Origin of the sequence: Streptomyces sp. NPDC059092, from assembly GCF_042756365.1 — a bacterium.
Lineage (GTDB): Bacteria > Actinomycetota > Actinomycetes > Streptomycetales > Streptomycetaceae > Streptomyces.
On record NZ_JBHZEJ010000003.1, the window covers coordinates 1 to 22,193 of the forward strand.

Consider the following 22,193-nt stretch of genomic DNA (forward strand, 5'->3'; position numbering starts at 1 on the left):
CCGGTAACCCGGTCCCGCCGCGACGTGTTTTCGCGCAGCGATGCCGCTCGGTTCAGTACGGTCGTCGACCGGCGATCGCCGCGACTGCTGACGTGCGCCGTATATCAGATGCTGACGCAGTGATGTTCGACGCGTCTGCCGGCGCGCAGCATCTCGCCGCACACCTACTTCGCGTTCGGGCCGGTCTGCTCAAGGTTGACCGTCCAGTGGCCCCTGGTGGTGTCCCGGATTGAGCGTTCGTCAACGCGCCGCCGCGTGGACGGCGGCCGTGGACGGTGTTCGCGCGGGCGGCACGGCGACGCGCCGGAGGTTCACTCGCACGAGTGATTGTGACGCTGTGCGCACTGTCGGACACTCAACGTATTCGGGGAGCTCGTGGGAGCCCTCCCGACGCGAAGGGAGCCGTCATGGCCACAACCGAATCCTCCGCCACCGAGGTGCCGCGGATCGCGAGCAGTTCACAAGCCGCCGACCAGGACCAGGGCCTCGCGGCGATCGGCGGCAACGTCGGCGCCATCTGGCGGGCGTGGTGGACGTGGACCCCGGGAAACGGGACGTTCAACCTCCAACTCCCCTGGAACGTCATCGGGATCAACTCGACGGTCGTCATCACTGCCTCCGAGATCGACGGCAACGGGAACCGGTTCGTCGGCGGGGCACCCTTCCAGGTGTCGAGCATCGCCCCGGGCAACGGAGTGGTGACGTTCAAAATCAACATCGGCTGGAGCAGCCCGCTGCCGATGCGCACCGATGTCCTGGTCTTCAACTGAGCACCGCTCTCCCACCACCCCGGTCACGCAGGCCGGGAACCGCGCCGATCCGTTGACGACCGGCACGCCCCGCCCCGTGGCGGCTCCGGGTCCGCCCGAGCCGGCACGGGGCGCCCGTTTGCCCCGCAGGGGCTTGTTCCGGCCTTGGGAGTGGCGGGAACAACTGGCCTGCATCCGTCCTTCGCCCTCTCGGATCCGTCACGGTTCGCCGTGGCCACGTCGCGGGATGGAAAGCCCCGCCGCCGAGATCAAGGTTCTCGCGGCCTCGAAGGATCTCGTCGCTGAACGGTCCGCGCCGGTACTTTCTCTCTCGCGGGACTCCCCGTCGTCCTGGGAAGCGACAGATGTACAGGCCCCGTTCCCTGGGCCGGCCGGTGAAGTACCGGGCCTGGGCGGAGAGTCCACGCGACTGGGCTGATGAAACCCTCCCTTCGGGGTGGGCCGGGTCATACACGTCACACCTGAGAGTCACTGGCCAGGTGAGTTCCTCAGCGTGACGTGGACTACGAGTGCCCCTCCGTAACTTCCTTGCCGTAGAAGCCCGATGGCCGGGCCGGTGAGGAGAGGGCACAGCCATGGGCCGTCCGAGAAGAGGCGCGGGACGCTGGCTCCGGGCCGCACTCGCCGCCCTGGTCACCGGCGCTGTCGTTGTCCCCCTCGCCGGTGCGGCCCAGGCCGAAGTCCCGTCCCCGACGCCCGACTTGACCGACCGGCTCCGAGGGAGCCCAGTGATCCGGGTACTGATCGCCGACGACCGGCAGATGGTCCGGCAGGGCTTCACGGTCCTGCTCAACACCCAGCCCGACATCGAGGTGACCGGCCAGGAGGTGGACGGACTGGACGCCATCGCCAGGACCGCCGAACTCGCCCCGGACGTGGTCCTGACGGACATCCGCGTGCCGGAGCTGGACGGTATCGAGGCGACCCGCCGCATCACCGCCACCACCCCCGGGATCAGGGTGCTGGTGTCGACCACCTTCGACCTCGACGAGTACGTGTACGAAGCCCTGCGCGCGGGCGCCTCCGGGTTCCGGCTCAAGGACGCCTCCGCGGACCAGCTCGCCGAGGCGGTCCGGGTGATCGCGGCCGGGGACGCCCTGCTCGCGCCGGGCATCACCCGGCGGCTGATCGCCGAGTTCGCCCGGCTGGACGACCGGCCGTGGCACGTCAGACGCGGTCCCAGAAGTCGGCGAGCATGCGTGCGCCCTGGGCCGGGTCCTGAAGCATCCACCAGTGACCGAGGCCCTCCAGCACGTGGATCTGGGCGCCGGCGCGGCTCGCGGCCCGCCGACGCTGCTCGATCGACCCCACGTCGCCGTCTTCAGTCGCGATGACGGCCAGCCCGGGCCGCTGAGCGGCCTGGGGCAGGTTCTCACCCCGCTGCGCCAAAGCCGGCTGAGCAGCGGATCGGTACAGTGAGAGGATCGCGGTGGCCATCTCGGGTCCCTGCTCGGCCGCGACCTCCCGCACCGCGGGCGCGAGCATTCCCCAGCTCTGCATGCGTTCCGCCCGATCGGCGGTGGTTCCGCCGAAAAGCTCCTCGATGAATCGTTCTCCACCGCCCGGTGTCTGCCAGATCTGGGCGACCGGGTGCCACACGTAGTCGGGTTCGAGCGTTCCGATGACGTCGCTCACCCAGCTGTGGACGAGGTCGGGGCGTGTCCACACCGCGCCGAGGACGTGCCCGCCACCGAAGTCATGGCCCACCAGGTCGACGGGCTCGTCGAACGTGCTCAGTTCGCTGATCAGCCAGTCACGGTACTCGTCGACGGTGGCACCGAAATCCCCCGCTCGGGGGGCACCGAACGCCGGAGGTGAGAGCCGGACGACGTCATGGTGACCGAGGCGCTCCAGTTCCTTGATCAGGGGTGTCCAGATCGCCGAGGTCTCGGGGACTCCGTGGACGAGGACGCGCTGACGGCTGTGGTTCCGGGTCATCGATATCTCTCCGGGTCGGTGTCAGACTGTTGTGCCGCGGGCCTGGGTCGGCGTGGGATTCCCGCTGCGCCCCTTGTCCGGCACGATGCCGTATCGGATGAGGGTGTCGCCCGCCGCGATGATGGACTCTGTCGCCGGACGTGGCGTCCAGCCGAGTTCGCGTTGGGCTTTCTCGGCGGTGACCAGGGCGGGGACTCCGTAGTAGCCGAGTGCCAGACGGACGGCGGGGTCGCGTCGAGCCGCCAGCCACATCAGCCAGTACGGCAGCCTGCGGGTCGGGATCCGGTAGCCGCGCGCGCCGAATTCCGCCTTCAGGACCGTGGCGATCTCGCCCATCCACAGGGATGGGGTGGCGCAGATGTACCGGTTCCCGGCGGCGTGGGGGGTCTCCATGGCGAGCAGGTGAGCGGTGGCGACGTCGCGGACGTCGACGACGGCGTAGTTGAGACGTGGGACGGCGGGGAGCCCGCCGGCCAAGAGCTGGCGGACGACCTCCATCGATGCCTTCTGCTCGGCGTGCAGCAGGGGACCGAGCACGAGGCCGGGATTGATCGTCACCAGTTCGAGCCGCTGGTCGGCGACGAACGCCCACGCCGCACGCTCGGCGTACACCTTGCTCTTGGGATAGGCGGCCGCTCGTTCCACGTTCGACCAGTCGGCTTCGGTGCGCAGGACATCGGTCCGCTCGTGACCGTGCACGATCGCGTCCGACGAGGAGGTCATCACGACGCGGCGGACCGTCCCCGCGGCGGCCGCGGCGCGCAGTACCCGCAGGGTGCCGTCGACGGCGGGCCGGATCAGCTCGTCCTCGTCGGCGGGCAGACCGGCCGGGTTGGGGGAGGCGAGGTGCCAGACGTGTTCGCAGCCGTCGACCGCCTCGGCCCAGCCCGCATCGGCGCCGAGGCCGGCCTGGACGAACTCCAGGGAACCGCCGGTGCGTTCGGCGATCGCGCGGAGGTGGGCGACGTCCGCGGTCGCGAGATCACGGACCGTGCCGCGTACGGCGTACCCGTGCTGGAGCAGTTCGTTGATGCAGTGGCCCGCGATGAAGCCTGTGGCCCCGGTCACCAGAACCCTGACGTCGGTCATGCCGCCCGCCCTCTCCTCATTGGATCTATACACCGCATAGAATGTATGCACTGTATAGACTTGGGGAGATCGAACTGTCAACCAGCTACCCTGGCGAGGTGCCGACCAAGGAGGCGCGGGAGAGCTATCACCACGGCTCCCTGCGCGAAGAGCTCATCAGCGCGTGCGTGGCCCTCATCGAGGACGAAGGCATCGGCGCGGTGAGCCTGCGTCGCGTCGCGCGCCAGGCCGGAGTCAGCCCCAGAGCGCCCTACCACCACTTTCCCGACCGCTCGACGCTGCTCGCCGCGATCTGCGTCCAAGGCCACGAACTCCTCGAACCACAGTTGCGCCAGGCACGCGAACAGGCCCCGACCGGAGCACGGGCGCTCGGCGCGATCATCCATGCCTACGTCGAGTTCGCCCGGAACCACCCGGCGCACATGCACCTGATGCTCCGCTCCGAGCTGTCAGAACCGGACAAGAACCCTGAGGCCCACAACGCCGGCGCGGGAGCGCTCCGGATCCTGACCGAAGCCGTCGAAGACTGCCAGCGAGAAGGAAGCGCCCCACCCGGAGACCCCAACACCCTGGTCGGCATGGTCTGGGCCCTGGGCGTCGGCATCGTCACCCTCTGGCTCGACGGCCCCCTCGAAAACCGCTGCGTCCAACTCGGCACCACCCCCGAACAACTGACCGCGCGCATCGCCGCCATGCTGGAAAGCATGATGTCCGCCGGAGCACGGACCGCGGGAACCGACGGCTGACAGAAGAGCCGTCGGCACCGTCGAGCCGGACTCGGACGCCCGCGACATCGGCGCCGCCCTCATCAACGGCGAACCCCGCAAGCGGAACGGCGAGGTCCTCGACATCGACTGCCTCGACGACCTGGCCTTCCGGGCCTTCGGCGAATTTCAGGACGGCGGCCCGCACCACGCCGGCCACCACTTCACCCGCCGCTGGCCACGGCACCCTTGACGCGGACCCCGGGCATCCGGGCGAGGATCGCGGGACTTCGGTCGCGAGGGTGAACAGCGCGGTGGAGCGGCCCTGCCGCGGCTGACCCCTTACCCCCTTTCCGGCGAAAGGCCACCCGGCGGTTCCGGGCCGCGGGGATTAATTACCCGGCGCGGAGAATTCACCCCGCGGACACCCGGGATACCCGGGGACAACCTGAATCACCTGAATAACCGGGATGATCTGGATGATCTGGATAGCCAGGAAAGTCCCTCAAGGCTTGCCGGCCGGAACCTCGGTCCGGACCCCGATGTGGAATTCCTCACGCGGACAGCCACCTGCGGGTCCCGAGCCGCCACCGGGCACGCCCTCGTCTCCCGCACCGCCGACCAGCGCCTCTCCGTCCCACCGGCGGAAGGAACGCATGCAGTCAGGGGTGAACGGTGACGGGCCGCCGTAAAAGCGGACGACCCGGATACGGCGGACCGTCGTTCGAAGAACGGCCAGGTCAGGCCCCATACACGAAATCCCCCTGCGGCATTACACTCCGCATATTCCTCCGCCGTGCGACAGTAGGCAAAGGACGAATTATCTTATGCAGGATAATGCGAACGCCATCGCCGTTGTCGGAATGTCGGGCCGGTTCCCCGGAGCCCCCGATACCGAGAGTCTGTGGACCCTTCTGACCGAGCGCGGGGAGTCCATCCGCCCCGTCCCCGCCGACCGCTGGGACGCCGCCCGTCCCCTCGACCCGGGCAAGGACGTGCAGGCCGTCGGCGGATTTCTCGACGGCGTGGACCAGTTCGACGCCGGCTTCTTCGGGATCTCCCCGAGGGAAGCCGCCGACATGGACCCCCAGCAGCGCTTACTCGTGGAGGCCGCCTGGCGCGCCGTGGAGGACGCGGGGCTGCGCCCCGCGGATCTCGAAGGCTCCAGGACCGGTGTCTACATCGGGGCCTCCTGGCACGACTACGAGATCCTCCGCAAGGAACGCGGCGCCCCGCCCACGCAGCACAGCCTCGTCGGCGGCGCTCTGGATGTGCTCGCCGCCCGGATCAGCTACCTCCTGAAGCTGCGCGGCCCGAGCCTCACGGTCGAATCGGGCTGCTCCTCCTCCCTCGTCGCCCTCCACGTAGCCGTACAGGCGCTGCGTCAGGGCGAGGTCGGCGCCGCGATCGTCGGTGCGGCCAACCTGATCCTGGCCCCCGACGTGTCCGTCGGGCTCACCCACTTCGGCGGACTCTCGCCCCAGGGACGCTGCGCCGCCTTCGCCGCCTCCGCCGACGGCTTCGTCCGGGGCGAGGGCGTGGCCGCCCTCTGCCTCAAGACCCTGGAACGCGCGCTGGCGGACGGGGACCGGATCCACGGGGTCGTCGAGCGTACGGCGGTGAACAACGACGGCGGCGGCGACAGCCTGGTCACGCCCGACCCGTACGCCCAGGAGGAGTTGCTGAGCGGCGTCTACGGGGACGGGCCCGGCGCCGTCCCGGTGGATTCCGTCGCCTACATCGAGGCCCACGGTACGGGGACCAGGCGCGGCGACCCCGCGGAGGCCAGCGCGATCGGCCGGGCCGTGGGCAGGCACCGTACCTGCGGGCCCGTCCCGATCGGTTCGGTCAAGACGAACATCGGGCATCTGGAGGCCGCCGCGGGCATGGGCTCGCTGTTCAAGGTGCTTCTCGCGCTGCGGCACCGGGTCGTACCGCCGAGCCTGCACGCCGAGGTGCTGAATCCGGACATACCCTTCGACGACCTGAACGTACGGGTGCTGCGCGAGCCGCTTGAGCTGCCGCGGACCGGGCCCGTCCGGCTCGGGGTCAGCTCCTTCGGCTGGGGCGGCACCAACGCGCATGTCGTCGTGGCCGCCCCGCCCGAGGCGACGGAGAGCACGGGCGGCTCCCTCTCCGCCGGGACCGGGACCCGGGCCGGAATCGGAACCGGGACGTCCGGCCGTCCGTCGACCGGGCTGCCCACGTTCGTACCGCTGTCCGCCCAGTCGCCCCCGGTGCTCGCCGAGCGGGCCGCGCAGCTCCGGGACCGGACGCCGGAGAGCGAGGCGGCCGTCCGCGAGCTGGCCGGGACGCTCGCCTGGCGCCGGGGCCACCTCCCGGTGCGGGCGGCGCTGCTCGCCACCGCGCCGGAGGCCCTCGGCGCCGCGCTCGCCGAGGTGGCCGAACGCCCCGAGGACGGCGACCACCCCGCGGTGGTGACGGGGCGGGCCGTCCCCCGGGGCCGCACCGCGTTCGTCTTCCCCGGGCAGGGCTCCCAGTGGAGCGGTATGGGGCAGGAGCTGTACCGGGACAGTCCGTGGTTCGCCGAGGTCGTGGGGCGCTGTGCGCGGGCGCTGCGTCCGCATCTGACGTGGGACCCGCTGGACGTCTTCACGGGGAAGTCCGGCGACGCCTGGCTGGACCGGGTCGACACCCTCCAGCCCGTCCTGTGGGCCATGTCGGTGGGGCTGGCCGAGCTGTGGCGGGCGTCCGGTGTGGAGCCCGACGTGGTCATCGGCCACAGCCAGGGCGAGATCGCCGCCGCCACGGTCGCGGGGATCCTGTCGTACGAGGACGCCGCGCTGGTCGTGGCACGGCGCAGCGCGATCGTCCGCCGGACCTGTGGGCGCGGGCGGATGCTGGCGGTGGACCTCGACCGTGAAGCGGCCCTGGCGGCCGTCGGACCCTTCGGGGGCAGGATCGCGCTGGCCGCGCACAACGGGCCGACCTCCTGCGTCCTGTCCGGCGACGGCGACGCCGTCCTCGCGCTGAAGGAGACGCTGGAGGAGGACGGTACGTACTGCCGGCTCGTCCAGGTCGACTACGCCTCGCACAGCCCCCAGATGGCCGAGCTGCGCGAGGACCTGCTGGTCGAGCTGGCGCCGGCCGCTCCCGGGCGGGGCACCGTCGAACTGCGCTCCACGGTACGCGGGGAGCCGCTGGACGGCGGTGTGCTGGACGCGGCCTACTGGGTGGAGAACCTGTGCGGCCCCGTGCTGTTCGCCGATACCCTGACCCGTGCGCTGGACAACGATGTCAGCCATGTCGTGGAGATCAGCCCGCATCCGGTCCTGACCCCGGCCGTCGAGCAGCTGATCGCCGAACACGGGCGGACCGCCGCCGCGTTGACCACCGTACGCCGGGGCGACGGCGGCCCCGACGCGTTCGCCCGCGCGCTGGCGCGCGGCTACACGGCCGGCCTCGAACCCTTCGGCGACCTGCCCCGGTGCCGCCAGGTCCCGCTGCCCGCACACCCGATGCGGCCTGAGCGCCACTGGCTCCCGGACCGTACGGTGGCGGCGCGCGCCGGGGCGGCCCGCGGGCTCGACGTGCTTCTCACCCCCTCGCCCGGCGAGCGGGACGTGTGGCACGGGACCACGGAACTCGCGGTCGCCGACCTGCCGTGGCTCGCCGATCACCAGGTGTACGACACCGCCGTGCTGCCCGGCGCGGCGACCCTGGCACTTGCGGTCAACACGGCGCGGGCCAGGACCGGTTCGGCGCCGCGCGCGCTGCACGACATCACACTGAGCGCGGCGGTCGCGTTCGGTGAGGGGCCCGAGCGGCTGGCCGTCGAGTGGCGTGACGACATCAGCGAAGGCGGCAGCTTCCGCCTGCTGTCCCTGCCGGAGGGCGCGACGGCCTGGACCGAGCACGCCACGGCACGCGCCGACTACCGGGACACCGGCGAGGCCCTGCCCGCTCTTCCCGAGTGGCTCGACACGGCGCCGGCCACGGAGTCGGGGCCGTTCTACGACGCGTGCGCCGGACGGGGGCTCGACTACGGGCCCGCCTTCCGCTGTGTGCGCGCGCTGTACCGGGCGTCCGACGGACGCGAGGCGGTGGGCGAGGTCGTGCTCGCGGCGACCCTGCTGCCCGGCGCGCGACCGTATCTGCTGCACCCCGCGCTGTGGGACGGCGCCCTCCAGGTCTCGCTCGCGCTCTTCGAGGAGGACGCGGCCGAAGCGGCGATGGTGCCGACCGCGCTGCGCCGGATCCGGGTGCCCGTACGCCCCGACGGGCCGCCGGTCGACCGGGTCTGGTCCCATGCCGTCCGCCACGAGGACGGCACCGTGGACGTACGGGTCTTCGACGGCGAGGGCCGCCTGGTGCTGGCCATGGAGGGGTTACGGCTGGAGACGCTGGCCGGGGCAGAGGCACCGGACGCGGCGGACGCGGCCCGGCTGCACCGGCTGCGGTGGACCGAGGTGGCCGGGGCGCCCCGGGGTGACCGGGCCCCGTCCGGGGCGTGGCTCGTCTGCGGCGACCCGGGCGGCCTCGCGGAACCGCTCGCCGAGGCGCTGGCGGCCGAGGGCGCCGAGGTGACCCGCGTACCCACGGGAGCCGGCGGTGACGCGCTCGGTGGCGTGGCCGGGGCCGCGGGTGTCGTCTTCGCCGCTCCCCCGGCCGACGCGGGCCTCACGGCCCAGCGGCGGGGACTCGACGCGCTCACCGATGTCGTGCGCGCCTGCGCCGCCCTGCCCGCCCCGCCACGGCTGACCGTGGTCACACCCCTGGGCCAGGCGGCCACCGCCGGAGACCGCCCCGACTCCGGGGCCGCCCTCTACGGGGGCTACACCCGGGTCCTGCGGCGCGAGCACGGGGAGTTGGCGCCGCGCCTCGTCGACGTGGACCCGGCGGACGCCGGCTGGGCCGGCGCCTGCGCCGTGGAAGTCCTCGGCGCGGACCGTGAGGACCAGGTCGCCCTGCGCGGACGGACCCGCCTGGCCGCCCGGCTCACCCGGGCGGACGTCTTCGGGGAGGAGGACGCCGCGCGCCCGCCCCTGCGCGCCTCGCGCCGCCCGTTCCGGGTCGCCTCCACACGGCCCGGACGGTGGGAGGGCGTGGTGTGTCTGCCGCTGGCCGGACGGCCGCCGGGCCCCGGGGAGATCGGCGTCGAGGTCACCGCCGCCGCGCTCAACTTCATCGACGTGATGAAGGCGCTCGGCACCTACCCCGACCCCACGGGCGGCGCCCGGCTCCTCGGCGGAGAGTGCGCGGGCCGCGTCGTCTCCGTCGGCCCTGACGTGACCGGGTACCGCCCCGGGGACCGTGTGGTGGCCTGTGTGTTCGGCTCCCTCGCCAGCCAGGTGACGGTACGCGCCGACCACGTACGGCCGGTCCCTGACGGGCTCGGCGACCCGGAGGCTGCGGCCCTGCCGCTCGCGATGGCCACCGCCTGGTACGGACTCGCCGAACTCGCCCGCCTGGAGCGGGACGAGACCGTCCTGATCCACTCGGCCGCCGGAGGCGTCGGGCTCGCCGCCCTGCGGGTCGCCCGGCTCCTCGGCGCCCGGGTCGTCGCCACCGCGGGGAGCGCGGCCAAACGCCGGTACCTCACCGGTCTCGGCGTCACCGACGTGTTCGACTCCCGGGACCTCGGCTGGGCGTCGGCGGTGCGCGCCGCCACCGGCGGGCGCGGCGTGGACGTCGTGCTCAACTCCCTGACCGGGGCGGCCATCGAGGCCGGACTCGGGGTGCTCGCCGAGGACGGGCGCTTCGTCGAACTGGGCAAGAAGGACATCCACGGCGGCCACCGGATCCCCCTGGACGCCTTCCGCAAGGGCGTCAGCTTCTCCGCCGTGGACCTGGCCGGGCTGATGGAGCGCAGACCACAGCGGTTCGCCCGGACGTTCGCCGACGTCTGGGCCCACATCACCGAGGGCCGGCTGGCCCCGCTGCCCGTACGCACCCGTCCCTTCGCCGAGGCGGCGACCGCGCTGCGCGAGATGTCCCACGGCGACCACATCGGCAAGTTCGTCCTCACCGACCCGGGGAGCGTCGCGGCCGTGGCGCCCGTACCGCTGCCGGACGGCCGCTTCCGGGCCGACGCCACCTATCTCGTCACGGGCGGCCTCGGCGCGCTCGGCCTCTCCCTCGCGGAGTTCCTGGCCGACCGGGGAGCGGGCGCGCTGGCGCTCCTGGGCCGGTCGGCCCCCACCGCCGACGCCGAACGGCGGCTGGCGGCGCTGCGGGAGACCGGAACGCGGGTCGAGACCGTACGGTGCGACGTCGCCGACGAGCGGGCCCTGGGCGAGGCGCTGCACCGTGTACGGGAGGAGATGCCGCCGCTGCGGGGCGTCTTCCACGCGGCGGGCGTCCTCGCCGACGCCACGATCGACACCATGACACCGTCCCAGGCCGCCGCCGTCCTGGCGCCCAAGGCCCTGGGCGCCCGCAACCTGGACGCGGCGACCGCGCGGGACCCGCTCGACCTGTTCGTGCTGTTCTCGTCGGCCGCCGCGCTGGTCGGCAACGCCGGGCAGGCCGCGTACGCCGCCGCCAACGCCTTTCTCGACGCCCTGGCCGAGACCCGCCGCGCCCAGGGCCTGCCCGCCCTGAGCGTGCAGTGGGGGCCGTTCTCCGACATCGGTCTCGCGGCCTCGGACGAGCGGCGCGGTGCCCGGCTGACGGAACGGGGCATGGGCGGCTTCCCCGCGCACGAGGCCTGGCCGGCGCTGACGCGGATGCTGGAGCGCGACGAGCCGGTGGTCGGTTACGTACCCCTCGACCCGCGGCAGTGGTTCGACGCGTACCCCGACACGGCCGCGCTGCCGAGCTGGGAGCTGCTGCGCGCGGCGGCCGACGACGGCGTCACCGCTCCGGCCGCGGGCGGGCTGCGCGAGCGCCTGCGCACCGCTTCCCCGGACGCCAGGGCGTCCCTCGGCGAGGCCACGGTGCGCGAGCTGGCGGGGCGGGTGCTGCGGCTCCCGCCGGAACGCGTCGGTCCTGAGACGCCGTTCAAGACGCTCGGCCTCGATTCGCTGATGAGCCTGGAGCTGCGCAACCGGCTGGAGGCCGCGTTCGGCACCACGCTCTCCCCGACCCTGCTGTGGACCCACGGCACCGTGAGGGCGCTGTCCGGGGCGCTGGTCGAGGAACTGGTCGCCACGGAGCCGCCCCCGCGCTGACCGGACCGGGGGCGGCCACGGCCGCCCCCGGGTCCCGCAGGTGTCACCGGCCGCCCCGGCACCGTCCGGCCGGCGGCCGACCGCACCGGCCCGCCCTTCCAAGGAGGAGACATGTCCGAGCCCTTGAGCCTGCCGCTGACCGCCTACCAGCGGGACATCTGGGTCGCGAGCGCCCTCGACGAGACCCATCCGCAGTTCAACTGCGTCGTGCACGAACGCCTGACGGGACGGGTCGACGTCCGTGCCCTGCGCGCCTGCCTGGCCCGCGCGGTCCGGCGCAACGACGCCTTCTCGCTCTCCTTCGACGCGCGGGACGAGATACCCCGCCAGTGGAAGGACCCCGAAGTCGGCGCCGCCCCTGACAGCGCGCTCGTCGCGGTCGTGGACCTCTCCGACGAACCCGATCCGCGCGCCGCGTGCGCCACCTGGGTGGAACGGTCGCTGGCCCGCCCGTTCCCGCTGCGCCGCGGCCGGATGTTCGAGCTGACGCTGCTCAGGGAGGGGCCCGGCGCCGTCCACCTGGTCGTCAAGGCCCACCACATCATCACCGACGGCTACGGCATCTTCCTCTTCACCGAGCAGGTCTTCGAGGACTACGGGCGGGTGAAGGCGGGCGCCGCCCCGTCACCCGAGGACGCCCCCTCGTACCTGGACTCCGTCCGCGAGGAGGCCCGTTACACCGCCTCGCCCCAGTTCCGGCGGGACCAGGACTTCCACCGCCGGGCGCACGCCGATGTGGTGCCCGCCCTGTTCACCCGCGCCACTGCGGCCACCGGCTCCTCGGCCGGAGCGCACTCCTCGACGGGCCGGTTCTCCTTCACCGTCGACAGCGCCCTCGTCCGGCGCCTGCGCGAGCAGCAGCGGCTGGTGTTCCCCGTCGTGGCCGCGGCGTTCGCCACGTATCTCGGCCGGATCCACCGCGCCCCGGAGGTCGTGCTCGGCATCCCTCATCTCAACCGCAGGACCGGCGAGGAGCTGGCGACCGTCGGCCACTTCGCCAACATCCTCCCCTTACGGGTACGGACCCCCGGCACGGCGACCATGCGCGAGATCGGCGCGGCCGTCGAGACCGGCGGCGAGGAGCTGCGGCGCCATGAACGCCTGGCGCTCGGCGATGTGCTCAGGGCGCTGCCCCGCGGCAGCGGGAGCGCGCCGCGGCTGTTCGACGTGACGCTGTCGTACCTGCCGATGCCGCCCAGCCCCGGCGTCGCCGGACTCACCCGCGAGACCGACGGGTCCGCCCCCGCGCACGCGCAGGACGCCATCGCCGTGCACGTCCTGCACACCCGGGGCACCGACGACGTGCGGATCACCCTCACCTACGGGCGTGACGTCCTCGACGAGGACTTTCCCGTCGGGGCGCTGGCCGGCCACCTCACCGCCCTGATCCGGGGCGCGGTCGAGGAGCCGGACCGGCCGATCGGGGCGCTGCCCATGCTGGGCGCGGCCGAGCGCCGGAAGCTGGCGGCCGTCGCGCGCGGGCCCCGGGTGCCGTACGCGGACCGGCGCACCCTGCACAGCCTCTTCGAGGAGCAGGCCGCGCGCACCCCCGACCGGCCCGCGGTGCTGTCGGGTCCGGCGACCGGTGCGCCCGGCGACGCCCCGCTGACCTTCGGGGAGCTCGACGCGGCGGCGAACCAGGTGGCCCACGCCCTGCGGGCGGCCGGGGTCCGTCCCGACGACCGGGTCGCCGTGCTGCTGGAGCGGGGCCCGCTGACGCTCGTGGCGGTCCTCGGCGTGCTCAAGGCCGGAGGCGCCTACGTACCGGTGGACCCGGGGCATCCGCCCGCGCGGATCGCGTACGTGCTGGAGGACAGCCGCGCCAAGGTCGTCCTGGTGGGGCCCGGTCGGCCCGGCGTCGACGGTACGGAGGCGGCAACGGGCGCGGAGGCGGCGGGAGGCACGGCGGTGACGGGGGACGCGGCGGTGCTGCGCGTCGGCGATCTGCTGCACGGACCGGCCACGCCGCCGGAACCCACCGCCACCTCGCGCGACCTCGCCTACGTCATCTACACCTCGGGCTCGACCGGCCGGCCGAAGGGCGTCATGGTCGAGCACCACTCGGTCGTCAACCGCCTGGCCTGGATGCAGCGCGCCCATCCCCTCGGCGCGGACGACGTGATCCTGCACAAGACACCGATCTCGTTCGACGTCTCGGTGTGGGAGCTGTTCTGGTGGGCCGTCGAAGGGGCCGCGGTCGCACCGGCCCCGGTGGGCGCCGAGAAGGACCCGCGGGCGCTGGCCCGTACCGTCGCCGAGCGGCGGGTGACGGTCGCGCACTTCGTGCCCTCGATGCTCGGCCCGTTCCTCGATCTGCTGGAGGAGTCGCCGCGGGCGCGGGCGGACGTCCGCCCGCTGCGGTACGTCTTCTGCAGCGGCGAGGCCCTGCCGCCCGCCCGCGTCGACCAGTTCAACCGGATCTTCGGCACGGCCGGCGCCGGCCGGCCGGCGCCGAAGCTGGTGAACCTCTACGGGCCGACCGAGGCGACCGTCGACGTCTCCTGGTTCGCGTGCCCGGCGGACCCCACCCGTCCCGTGGCCCGGGTGCCGATCGGCACTCCGATCGACAACACCGGTCTGTACGTGCTCGGTGAACACCGGGACGAGCCACAGCCGTTCGGAGCGCCCGGCGAGCTGTGCATCGCGGGGGCCGGCGTCGCCCGCGGCTATCTCGGCCGTCCCGAGCTGACCCGGGAGAAGTTCACCGCGCACCCGTCGGCACCCGGCGAACGCCTCTACCGCACGGGGGACCTCGCGCGGGTGCTCGCCGACGGCACGATCGAGTACCTCGGCAGGATCGACGGGCAGGTGAAGATCCGCGGCAACCGGGTCGAGATGGGCGAGGTGGAGCACCGTCTGTCGACCGCGCCGGGGGTGCGGGGCGCCGTCGTCGACAGCGTGACGTCGGAACGCGGCACCCAACTCGTCGGCTACTACGTGGCCGACGAACCCGCCGAGGACGGCGCGTTGCGCGCGCATCTCGCCCTGCATCTGCCGGAGTTCATGATCCCGGCGTATCTGGTGCGGATCGACCGTGTCCCGCTCACCCCCAACGGCAAGGCCGACCGCCGCGCCCTGCCCGCGCCCCGGACCGCGAACGACACGTCCGGGAAGGAGGCCGCCGCGCCCCGCGACGGGACCGAGGCCACGCTCGTCTCCGTATGGTCCGAGGTGCTGGGGCAGGAGGACGTCGGCGTCCACGACGACTACTACGCGCTGGGCGGCGACTCCCTGCTGACCATCAGGATCCAGGCGCGGGCCGCCAGGCTCGGCGTCCACTTCGCCCCGAACGACCTGGTCCAGCACCCGACCGTGGCGGCCCTGGCCGCCCACTGCACCACCGGTCCGCGCGAACAGGGCCCTGATCCGGCCCCGTTCGCGCTGGTCCCCGAGGAGTCACGGGCACGGCTGTCGCGATCGGGCGAGGTCGAGGACGCGTTCCCGCTGACCCGCCTCCAGCTCGGGATGATCTACCACAGCTCGGCCAGGGAGGGGTCCGCCGTCTACCACGACGTCTTCCACTACTCCTTCCGGCTGCCCTGGTCCGCGTCCGCCTTCCAGCACTCCTTCGACCGGCTGGTCGCCCGCCATCCCGCGCTGCGGTCCTCGATCGACCTCGGCGGGCACGCCGAACCGCTCCAGATCGTCCACCGGCGGGTGGCGGGCGGCCTCACCGTCGTCGACCAGCGCGGCACGCCGGAGGCGGAGGCCGACGCGGCCCTCGACGCGCACATCGAGCGACAGCGCCACCACGGCTACGACCTGTCGGCCGCGCCGCTCTGCCACTTCCGGGTCCATGTCCGCGAGCACACCGTGGAGCTGGTGCTCAGCTTCCACCATGTGCTGCTCGACGGCGGCAGCGTGGCGAGCCTGCTGCGGGAACTGCTGGAGGAGCATCTGCGCGCCCTGGGCGAGGTGACGGACCCGGCCCCCGCCGGCCCGCCGCCCTCCCCCGCCCACCATGTCCTCGCCGAGCGCACGGCGCTGGAGTCCGCGGACGACCGGCGGTACTGGAAGGAACGGCTGGACGGTGCGCGGGGAGTCGCCCTCGACGGGTTCAGGACCGCCGCGCCGGTGACCGGGGAGCCCGGCTTCGTCAGCCACCGGGCCACCCTGCCCGCAGGGCTGGAACACCGGGTCACCGCCTTCTCCCGCGCACACGCGGTCTCCGCGAAGTCCGTGCTCTTCGCGGCGCACTGCCTGACGCTGCGGCTGTTCTCCGGGCAGCACGACCTGACCACGGGGCTGCTCACGCACGGCCGTCCCGAGCGCGCCGACGGAGACCGCACCGCCGGTCTGTTCGTCCACACCATGCCCGTCCGGATGAACGACGCCGCCTCCACCTGGCTCGCCGCCGTCCGCGAGGCGCACCGGGAGGAGCGGCGCGGCCATCCGCACCGCCACTACCCGCTCAGCGCCATCCAGGAGGACTCCCCGCACGGGCCCGCCGTGCGGACGGCGTTCAACTACGTCAACTTCCATGTCCTGGCACCGGTGCTGGACCGCCCCGATGTCGAACTGCTCTCGGTGCGCACCTTCGAGGAGACCGACTTCCAGCTCCTCGTCAACGCCGTCACCGACCCGGGCGACGGCGGTCTCTGGCTGCGGATCGACGGGGACGGCCGCACCTTCACCCCCGAGCAGGCCGAACTGGTCGCCCGTGCCTACACGGAGATCCTCACCCGCGTCCTCGACCGCCCGCACGACCACGCCGACCTCGGCTTCCTCGCCACCACGGGCGCCCTCGCCCCGCCCGCGGCACGTGCCCAGGCGCCCGCGGCGGCCGTGGACGTCGTACGCCTCTTCGCGCGCCAGGCCGCCCGCACCCCGGACTCCGTCGCCCTGGTCCAGGGGACGCGGCGGTGGACCTACCGGGAGCTCGACCGGGCCGCGGACCGGATCGCCCGGCGGCTGACCGGCCTCGGCGCGGGCGCCGGATCCCGTATCGGCGTCGCCATGGACCGCGCGCCGGAGACGGTGGCGGTGATCCTGGCGGTCGCGAGGGCGGGCGCCGCGTGCGTGCCGCTGGACACCGGCTACCCGGCTGAGCGGATCGCCGCGATGCTGGAACAGGCGCGGCCGGTACGCGTCGTCGCACACCGCGCCCATGCCCGTCTGGTCGGCGACGAGGACGTGCTGCTGCTCGCGGAGGACCTCGTACGGGACACACCGGACCAGCAGTCGGAGAGCGGTCCCGGCCTTCCCGGGGCTGATCCCGACAGCACCGCCTACCTCCTGTTCACCTCCGGCTCCACGGGCCGGCCCAAGGGCGTGGTGATGCCCCACCGCTCGCTCGCCGCCATGGTGACCTGGCAGAACCGCCGGCCCAGCGGCGCGGCCGGGGGCACCACCCTGAGTTACGCGCCGCTCAGCTTCGACGTCTCGTTCCAGGAGATCTTCTCCACGCTCTGCTCCGGCGGCACCCTCGTCCTCGTCACCGAGGCCGAACGGCGCGACATGCCGGCGCTGCTGCGCCTCCTCGACCGGCACGGCGTCGAGCGGATCTTCCTGCCGTACGTGGCCCTCCAGCAGCTCGCCGAGGCCGCGTGCGCGCTCGGCCCGGTGCCCCGCCGGCTGCGGACGCTGGTCTCCTCGGGCGAACAGCTCCGGGTGAGCGAGGAGATCCGCCGGCTGTGCGCCCTGCTGCCGGGCGCGATCCTGGAGAACCAGTACGGCCCCACCGAGTCGCATGTCGTCACCAGCTTCACCATGACCGGCGACCCGGCCGCCTTCCCGCCGCTGCCGCCGATCGGCACCCCGGTGGACGGGGCGGAGGTCCAGGTGCTGGACGCGCGGATGCGGCCGGTCCCGGTCGGTGTCCGGGGGGAGATCCACCTCGGCGGCGCCTGCCTGGCCGACGGGTACACCGGAGCGCCCGAGCTGACCGCCGAGCGGTTCGTACCGCATCCGGACGGCGGCGACCGGCGGCTGTACCGGACCGGCGACCTCGGCTACGTCCTGCCGAGCGGCGACCTCGTCCACACGGGACGCGCCGACACCCAGGTCAAGATCCGGGGCTTCCGTGTCGAGCCCGCCGAGGTGGAACTCGCCGTCGCCCGGCACGCCGCGCGGGGCTCCGGCATCCGCGAGGTCGCGGTCGTGGACCGGCGGCGCGGGACGGACGCCTTCCTCGCCGCCTTCCTCGTGGGGGATCCGGAGCTGACCGATCTCGGGCGGCTCAAGGACGATCTGCGGGCGGCCCTCCCGGAGTACCTGGTCCCCTCCCACTACGCGTGGCTGCCCCGCATGCCGCTCACGCCCAGCGGCAAGCGGGACGACGCCGCGCTGCGCGGCGTCGCGCTGACGGCGGCGGCGCCCCGTCCCGGCCGGCCGGCGCGGGACACGTACGAGCGGACCCTCCTGGAGATCTTCGCCGAGCTGCTGGACCTCCCCGCGCCGGGCGTCCACGACAGCCTCTTCGAGCAGGGCGGCACCTCCCTCACCGCCATGCGCCTGGTCATGCTGATCGAGCAGCGCCTCGGCGTGCGCCTGCCGCTCTCCGCCCTCGTCGCGGCCCCCACCCCCGCCGCCGTCGCGGAGCACCTGCGCACCTCGGCCGCCGCGCCGGGCCCCCGCGACGTGCTGGTGCCCTTCCGCCGGGAGGGCGACCGGCCGCCGGTCTTCTTCGTCCACCCGCTGGGCGGCAACGTGCTCTGCTATCTGGCGCTGTCCCGGCACCTCCCCGACGACCAGCCCTTCTACGGGCTCCAGTCGGCCGGGTTCCTGCCGGGCGCCGAGCCGGACCGCTCGATCCCGGAGATGGCCGCCACCTACGTCGAGGCCGTACGCCGGGTGCGACCGCACGGTCCTTACGTCATCGGCGGCTGGTCGTTCGGCGGCTTCGTCGCCTTCGAGATGGCGCGGCTGCTGCGGCGGGCCGGTGAGGAGGTGCTGCCGCCGATCCTTCTCGACACGGTCGCGCTCAGCCCGGACGCCCCCCGGGACGTGAGCGACCGGTCCCTGCTCCACTTCTTCTTCTGGGAACTCCTCTGGGCGGACAGCGGGAGCGACACCCCCGTGGAGGAGCTGTCCCGCGAGGTCGGCTCGGAGGAGGAGGTGTTCCGGCGCGTGGCCGAGGTCGCCGAGCGGAACGGGATCCTGCCGGCCGGCGACTCCCAGGACGCGGTACGCCGCCTGCACGCCGTCTTCCAGGCGAACTACCAGGCGCTGATGGACGAGCGGTCCGAGATCGGCGATCTCGACCTCACCCTCCTCCACGCCCAGGGCGACCTGCCGGACGTCCTGAGGCCCCTGCACGACGGGGCGGGCTCCCTGCACGGCGACCCCACCAACGGCTGGCGGACCAGGACCACCGGGTCCATCGAGGTCATCGACGTCCCCGGCGACCATCTGCAGGTCGTCGAGGAGCCGTACGTGAAGTACGTGGCGGAGCAGATCACCCACCTGGTGACGGCGAGCCTGCCGGGCGCCGGTGACCGAACCCGAGGAAAGCGGTGACGACACACATGAGCAGCGGAAACGGAACGAGCGGTACCCGTCGCAGAACGGCGGTCGTCGTGGGCGCCGGGATCGGCGGCCTCGCGGCCGCCGTCACCCTGCGCCGCGTCGGCATCGACGTCGAGGTCCACGAGCGGGCGGCCGAGCTGCGCCCGGCGGGCACCGCCCTGTCCGTCATGACCAACTCCATGACGGCGCTGGCCTCCCTCGGCATCGATCTGCGCCTGGAGGAGCGCGGCCGGGCCATCGAGACCGCCGAACTGATGACGAGCACGGGCGGCCGGATCACCACCCTGCCCTACCGGGACCTCACCGAGCGCCTGGGCGCCCCGAGCGTGTGCGTCTCCCGCAGCGAGCTACAGGCGGCCCTGCTGGAGGCGGCCGGGGACTGCCCGGTCCACCTGGGCTCGGCCGCCACGGGCTACACCCTCGACGGGGACGGGGTACGGGTCCGTTTCGCCGACGGGCGGGAGGCCCGCGCCGACCTGCTCATCGGCGCGGACGGCATCCACTCGGCCGTCCGCCGGCAACTGGCGGGCCCTGAGACGCTCCGGGAGGCCGGCTACCTGTGCTGGCTCGCCGTCACCCCGTTCGACCACCCGCGGCTCACCCCTGGCTTCAACGGCCACTACTGGGGCCGGGGGCAGCGCTTCGGGCTGCACGACATCGGTCAGGGCCACGCCTACTGGTGGGGTACGCGGAACATGTCCGCCGAGTCGGCCCGCGAGTGGAAGGGCGGCAAGGACGAGGTCGCCCGTGCCTTCGACGGCTGGGCGGCCGAGGTCGGCGAGGTGATCAGGGCCACCCCCGAGGAGGCCGTCCACGCCGTCCCCGCGCAGGACCGGCCGTTCCTGGAGCGCTGGGGCGAGGGTCCTGTGACGCTGCTGGGGGACGCCGCCCACCCCATGCTGACCGCGCTCGCCCAGGGCGGGAGCACGGCGGTCGAGGACGCCGTGGTGCTGGCCAAGTGCTGCGCGGCGGCCTCCGACCCGGTGGCCGGGCTGCGCGCGTACGAGGAGGCCCGCCGCGCCCGTACCAAGTGGCTGGTCGACAACTCGTACTCCCTCAGCAGGAACGAGCAGGAGGAGCGCCCGCTGGCCATGGCGGTGCGCAACACCCTGATGCGCTACGCGCCGTCGTCCCTGCTGATGCGCCCCTTCGAGAAGGCGATGACGTACACGCCGCCCCGCTTCGGCGCGGACGGCTGAGCCTCCCGCCCGGCTCCCGCCCCGGCCGCCGGCCGGGGCGGACCGGTCACGGGGTGGTGGTGGAGACCACGTACACCCGGGGGAATCCCGGGTCGGTCAGGTCCACGACGACGTCCTGGCTGGGGCGCGGGCTCCTCTGACTGTGGTGGGTGCCCGCCAGATCGTGGCCGGGGAGGTCGAAGTCCCAGCCGACGGTGTGCCGGTCGCGGGGGGTGATGGTGATCGTGCCGTCCTTGAGCGCGGAGCGGCTGGTCCCCATCTCCGAGAGGAAGGTGTCGAGCCGTACGGAGGTCACGTCGAACTGGACGTAGAGACGGCTGGTCTTCCAGTTGCTCGTCTCGAAGTAGCGCACCCGGGAGGCGCCCGACGGGATCGGCACCTCGAAGACGCGCCTCTTCATCTTGGACGGGCGCAGGTCCTGGAGGCCGGTGGCCGAGGACTCGATCTCCTTGTTCCGGCCGCTGTCCCGGCTCTGGCCGGCCGAGATCGCGAGGTAGCCGGCCGGGATACCGATGAGCAGCACGATGACGATCGCCGTCAGCCAGCGGCGGCGGTTGCGGTGGCGGCGGTCCTCGGGCGGCTTGGGTCCGATCACGGCCGCCTCCTCCGGGTCCGGCACGGAGCCCGTACCCGGCTGGTCCCCGGTCATGCCGGCGGCTCCTGGCCGGGGCGGGCGGTGCGGATGGCCTGCGCGTACCGCTCGTACCGCTCGTGGCGCTCCACGCGGCGGCGGTTGGCGCGGCGGAAGCGCCGGGCGACGAGCCGGGAGAGGTCGGCGGCGCCGACCATGCCCGCCTCGGGGCCCAGCTCCGCCTTGGTGATCCTGGCCTCGGGGCGGTAGCCGCGGCCGGTGAGGTTACGGCGGAAGGCGTCGCGGGCCGGGTTGATGAGCAGGTCGTCCGCGGCGCTGACGCCGCCGCCGATGACGAAGCAGGACGGGTCGAGGGCGGCGGCGAGGTTGGCGATGCCGACGCCGAGCCACTGGCCGATGTCCTGGAACAGTTCGACGCACATGGCGTCGCCCTCGCGGGCCAGCTCGGTGATGAGGGGGCCCGTGATCTCCTGGACGTTGCCCTTGACGCGTTCGATGATGTTGTACGCGACCGGTGAGTCGGCGGCGGCCAGCTCCCTGGCCTCGCGGACGAGGGCGTTGCCGGAGCTGTACTGCTCCCAGCAGCCGCGGTTGCCGCACGCGCAGCGGTGGCCGCCGGGCACGACCTGCATGTGGCCGAACTCGCCCGCGACGCCGAACTTGCCGCGCTTGACCCGGCCGTCCTCCAGGATCGCGCCGCCGATGCCGGTGCCCAGGGTGATCATGACGAGGTGGTCCTCGCCGCGTCCCGCGCCGAAGCGCCACTCGGCCCAGGCGGCGGTGTTGGCGTCGTTGTCGACCATGACGGGGACGGCGAGGCGGGAGGAGAGCGCGTCCCTGAGGGGTTCGTCGCGCCAGGCGAGGTGGGGTGCGAAGAGCACCTTGGAGCGGTCGGCGTCGACCCAGCCGGCCGCGCCGATGCCGACGGCGTGCACGTCGTGGCGGTCGGAGAGGTCGAGGACCAGCTCGACGATGGTGTCCTCGACGACGCGGGGGCTCTTCGACTTGTCCGGCGTCTCGGTCCTGATCTTCTCCAGGATGTTGCCGTCGGGGTCGACGACCCCGGCCATCACCTTCGTACCGCCGATGTCGATGCCGACGGTCGGGACGCGGGGCGCGGTCAGCAGGGAGCGGCGCTCCCGGGTGCCGACGGTCCGCAGGACGGTGGCGCGGGCGGTGCCTCGGTGCGTGAGGTCACGGTACGTACTCATCGGCCCGCTCCTCGTGTGTCGTCCGTCGGATCGGTCGTGCCGTACCGAGTGGGGCGGCGGCTGGGTGCTCGCACGAGTCGTGTCGTCCCT

At 73.3% G+C, this 22,193-nt stretch carries 9 protein-coding genes and 1 pseudogene; 6 read left to right on the top strand and 4 right to left on the bottom strand.

Features of this window, described 5'->3' with window-relative positions; translation table 11 throughout:
• Nucleotides 1-407: 407 nt before the first annotated feature.
• Nucleotides 408-770, top strand: a complete 363-nt coding sequence (locus tag ACFXPL_RS02620) for a hypothetical protein (protein WP_384911271.1) — start codon at nt 408-410, stop codon at nt 768-770.
• Between the two features lie 728 nt (nt 771-1,498).
• Nucleotides 1,499-2,104: a response regulator transcription factor gene (locus tag ACFXPL_RS02625; protein WP_384911801.1), complete on the top strand. Its 606-nt coding sequence runs from the start codon at nt 1,499-1,501 to the stop codon at nt 2,102-2,104.
• On the opposite strand, the pseudogene ACFXPL_RS02630 reads toward ACFXPL_RS02625, so the two are convergent.
• A pseudogene (locus tag ACFXPL_RS02630) lies at nt 2,037-2,708 on the bottom strand (alpha/beta fold hydrolase); the annotation flags it as partial. The gene ACFXPL_RS02625 and the pseudogene ACFXPL_RS02630 overlap by 68 nt on opposite strands.
• A 21-nt stretch (nt 2,709-2,729) precedes the next feature.
• Complete coding sequence (locus ACFXPL_RS02635) at nt 2,730-3,797, bottom strand: SDR family oxidoreductase (RefSeq protein WP_384911274.1); 1,068 nt, start codon at nt 3,795-3,797, stop codon at nt 2,730-2,732.
• Nucleotides 3,798-3,895: 98 nt separating this feature from the next.
• On the opposite strand from ACFXPL_RS02635, the gene ACFXPL_RS02640 reads away from it, so the two are divergent.
• The 4 genes from ACFXPL_RS02640 (at nt 3,896) to ACFXPL_RS02655 (ending at nt 20,300) form a co-directional block, all read left to right on the top strand.
• Nucleotides 3,896-4,543, top strand: coding sequence for a TetR/AcrR family transcriptional regulator (locus ACFXPL_RS02640; protein ID WP_384911277.1), 648 nt, complete (start codon nt 3,896-3,898; stop codon nt 4,541-4,543).
• Nucleotides 4,544-5,328: 785 nt separating this feature from the next.
• Nucleotides 5,329-11,634 carry an SDR family NAD(P)-dependent oxidoreductase gene (locus tag ACFXPL_RS02645; RefSeq protein ID WP_384911280.1) on the top strand — a complete coding sequence of 2,102 codons (6,306 nt, stop codon included), beginning with the start codon at nt 5,329-5,331 and terminating at the stop codon, nt 11,632-11,634.
• Nucleotides 11,635-11,745: 111 nt separating this feature from the next.
• Complete coding sequence (locus tag ACFXPL_RS02650) at nt 11,746-19,092, top strand: amino acid adenylation domain-containing protein (protein WP_384911283.1); 7,347 nt, start codon at nt 11,746-11,748, stop codon at nt 19,090-19,092.
• An 8-nt stretch (nt 19,093-19,100) separates the two neighbouring features.
• A complete protein-coding gene (locus ACFXPL_RS02655; protein WP_384911286.1) occupies nt 19,101-20,300 on the top strand; it encodes an FAD-dependent oxidoreductase in 1,200 nt (399 codons plus the stop codon).
• Between the two features lie 46 nt (nt 20,301-20,346).
• On the opposite strand, the gene ACFXPL_RS02660 is transcribed toward ACFXPL_RS02655, so the two are convergent.
• Together ACFXPL_RS02660 and ACFXPL_RS02665 are read right to left on the bottom strand one after the other, a co-directional pair.
• Complete coding sequence (locus ACFXPL_RS02660; RefSeq protein ID WP_384911289.1) at nt 20,347-20,949, bottom strand: hypothetical protein; 603 nt, start codon at nt 20,947-20,949, stop codon at nt 20,347-20,349.
• Nucleotides 20,946-22,103: an ROK family glucokinase gene (locus tag ACFXPL_RS02665; RefSeq protein WP_384911292.1), complete on the bottom strand. Its 1,158-nt coding sequence runs from the start codon at nt 22,101-22,103 to the stop codon at nt 20,946-20,948. The genes ACFXPL_RS02660 and ACFXPL_RS02665 overlap by 4 nt, the downstream gene beginning before the upstream one ends.
• Between the last annotated feature and the right edge of the window lie 90 nt (nt 22,104-22,193).

Excerpts from the sequence above, each read along its gene's own strand:
- ACFXPL_RS02655 (WP_384911286.1), top strand. The coding sequence starts at position 19,101 with ATGAGCAGCGGAAACGGAACGAGCGGTACCCGTCGCAGAACGGCGGTC.
- ACFXPL_RS02665 (WP_384911292.1), bottom strand. The coding sequence starts at position 22,103 with ATGAGTACGTACCGTGACCTCACGCACCGAGGCACCGCCCGCGCCACC.
- ACFXPL_RS02635 (WP_384911274.1), bottom strand. The coding sequence starts at position 3,797 with ATGACCGACGTCAGGGTTCTGGTGACCGGGGCCACAGGCTTCATCGCG.
- ACFXPL_RS02650 (WP_384911283.1), top strand. The coding sequence starts at position 11,746 with ATGTCCGAGCCCTTGAGCCTGCCGCTGACCGCCTACCAGCGGGACATC.
- ACFXPL_RS02645 (WP_384911280.1), top strand. The coding sequence starts at position 5,329 with ATGCAGGATAATGCGAACGCCATCGCCGTTGTCGGAATGTCGGGCCGG.
- ACFXPL_RS02660 (WP_384911289.1), bottom strand. The coding sequence starts at position 20,949 with ATGACCGGGGACCAGCCGGGTACGGGCTCCGTGCCGGACCCGGAGGAG.
- ACFXPL_RS02620 (WP_384911271.1), top strand. The coding sequence starts at position 408 with ATGGCCACAACCGAATCCTCCGCCACCGAGGTGCCGCGGATCGCGAGC.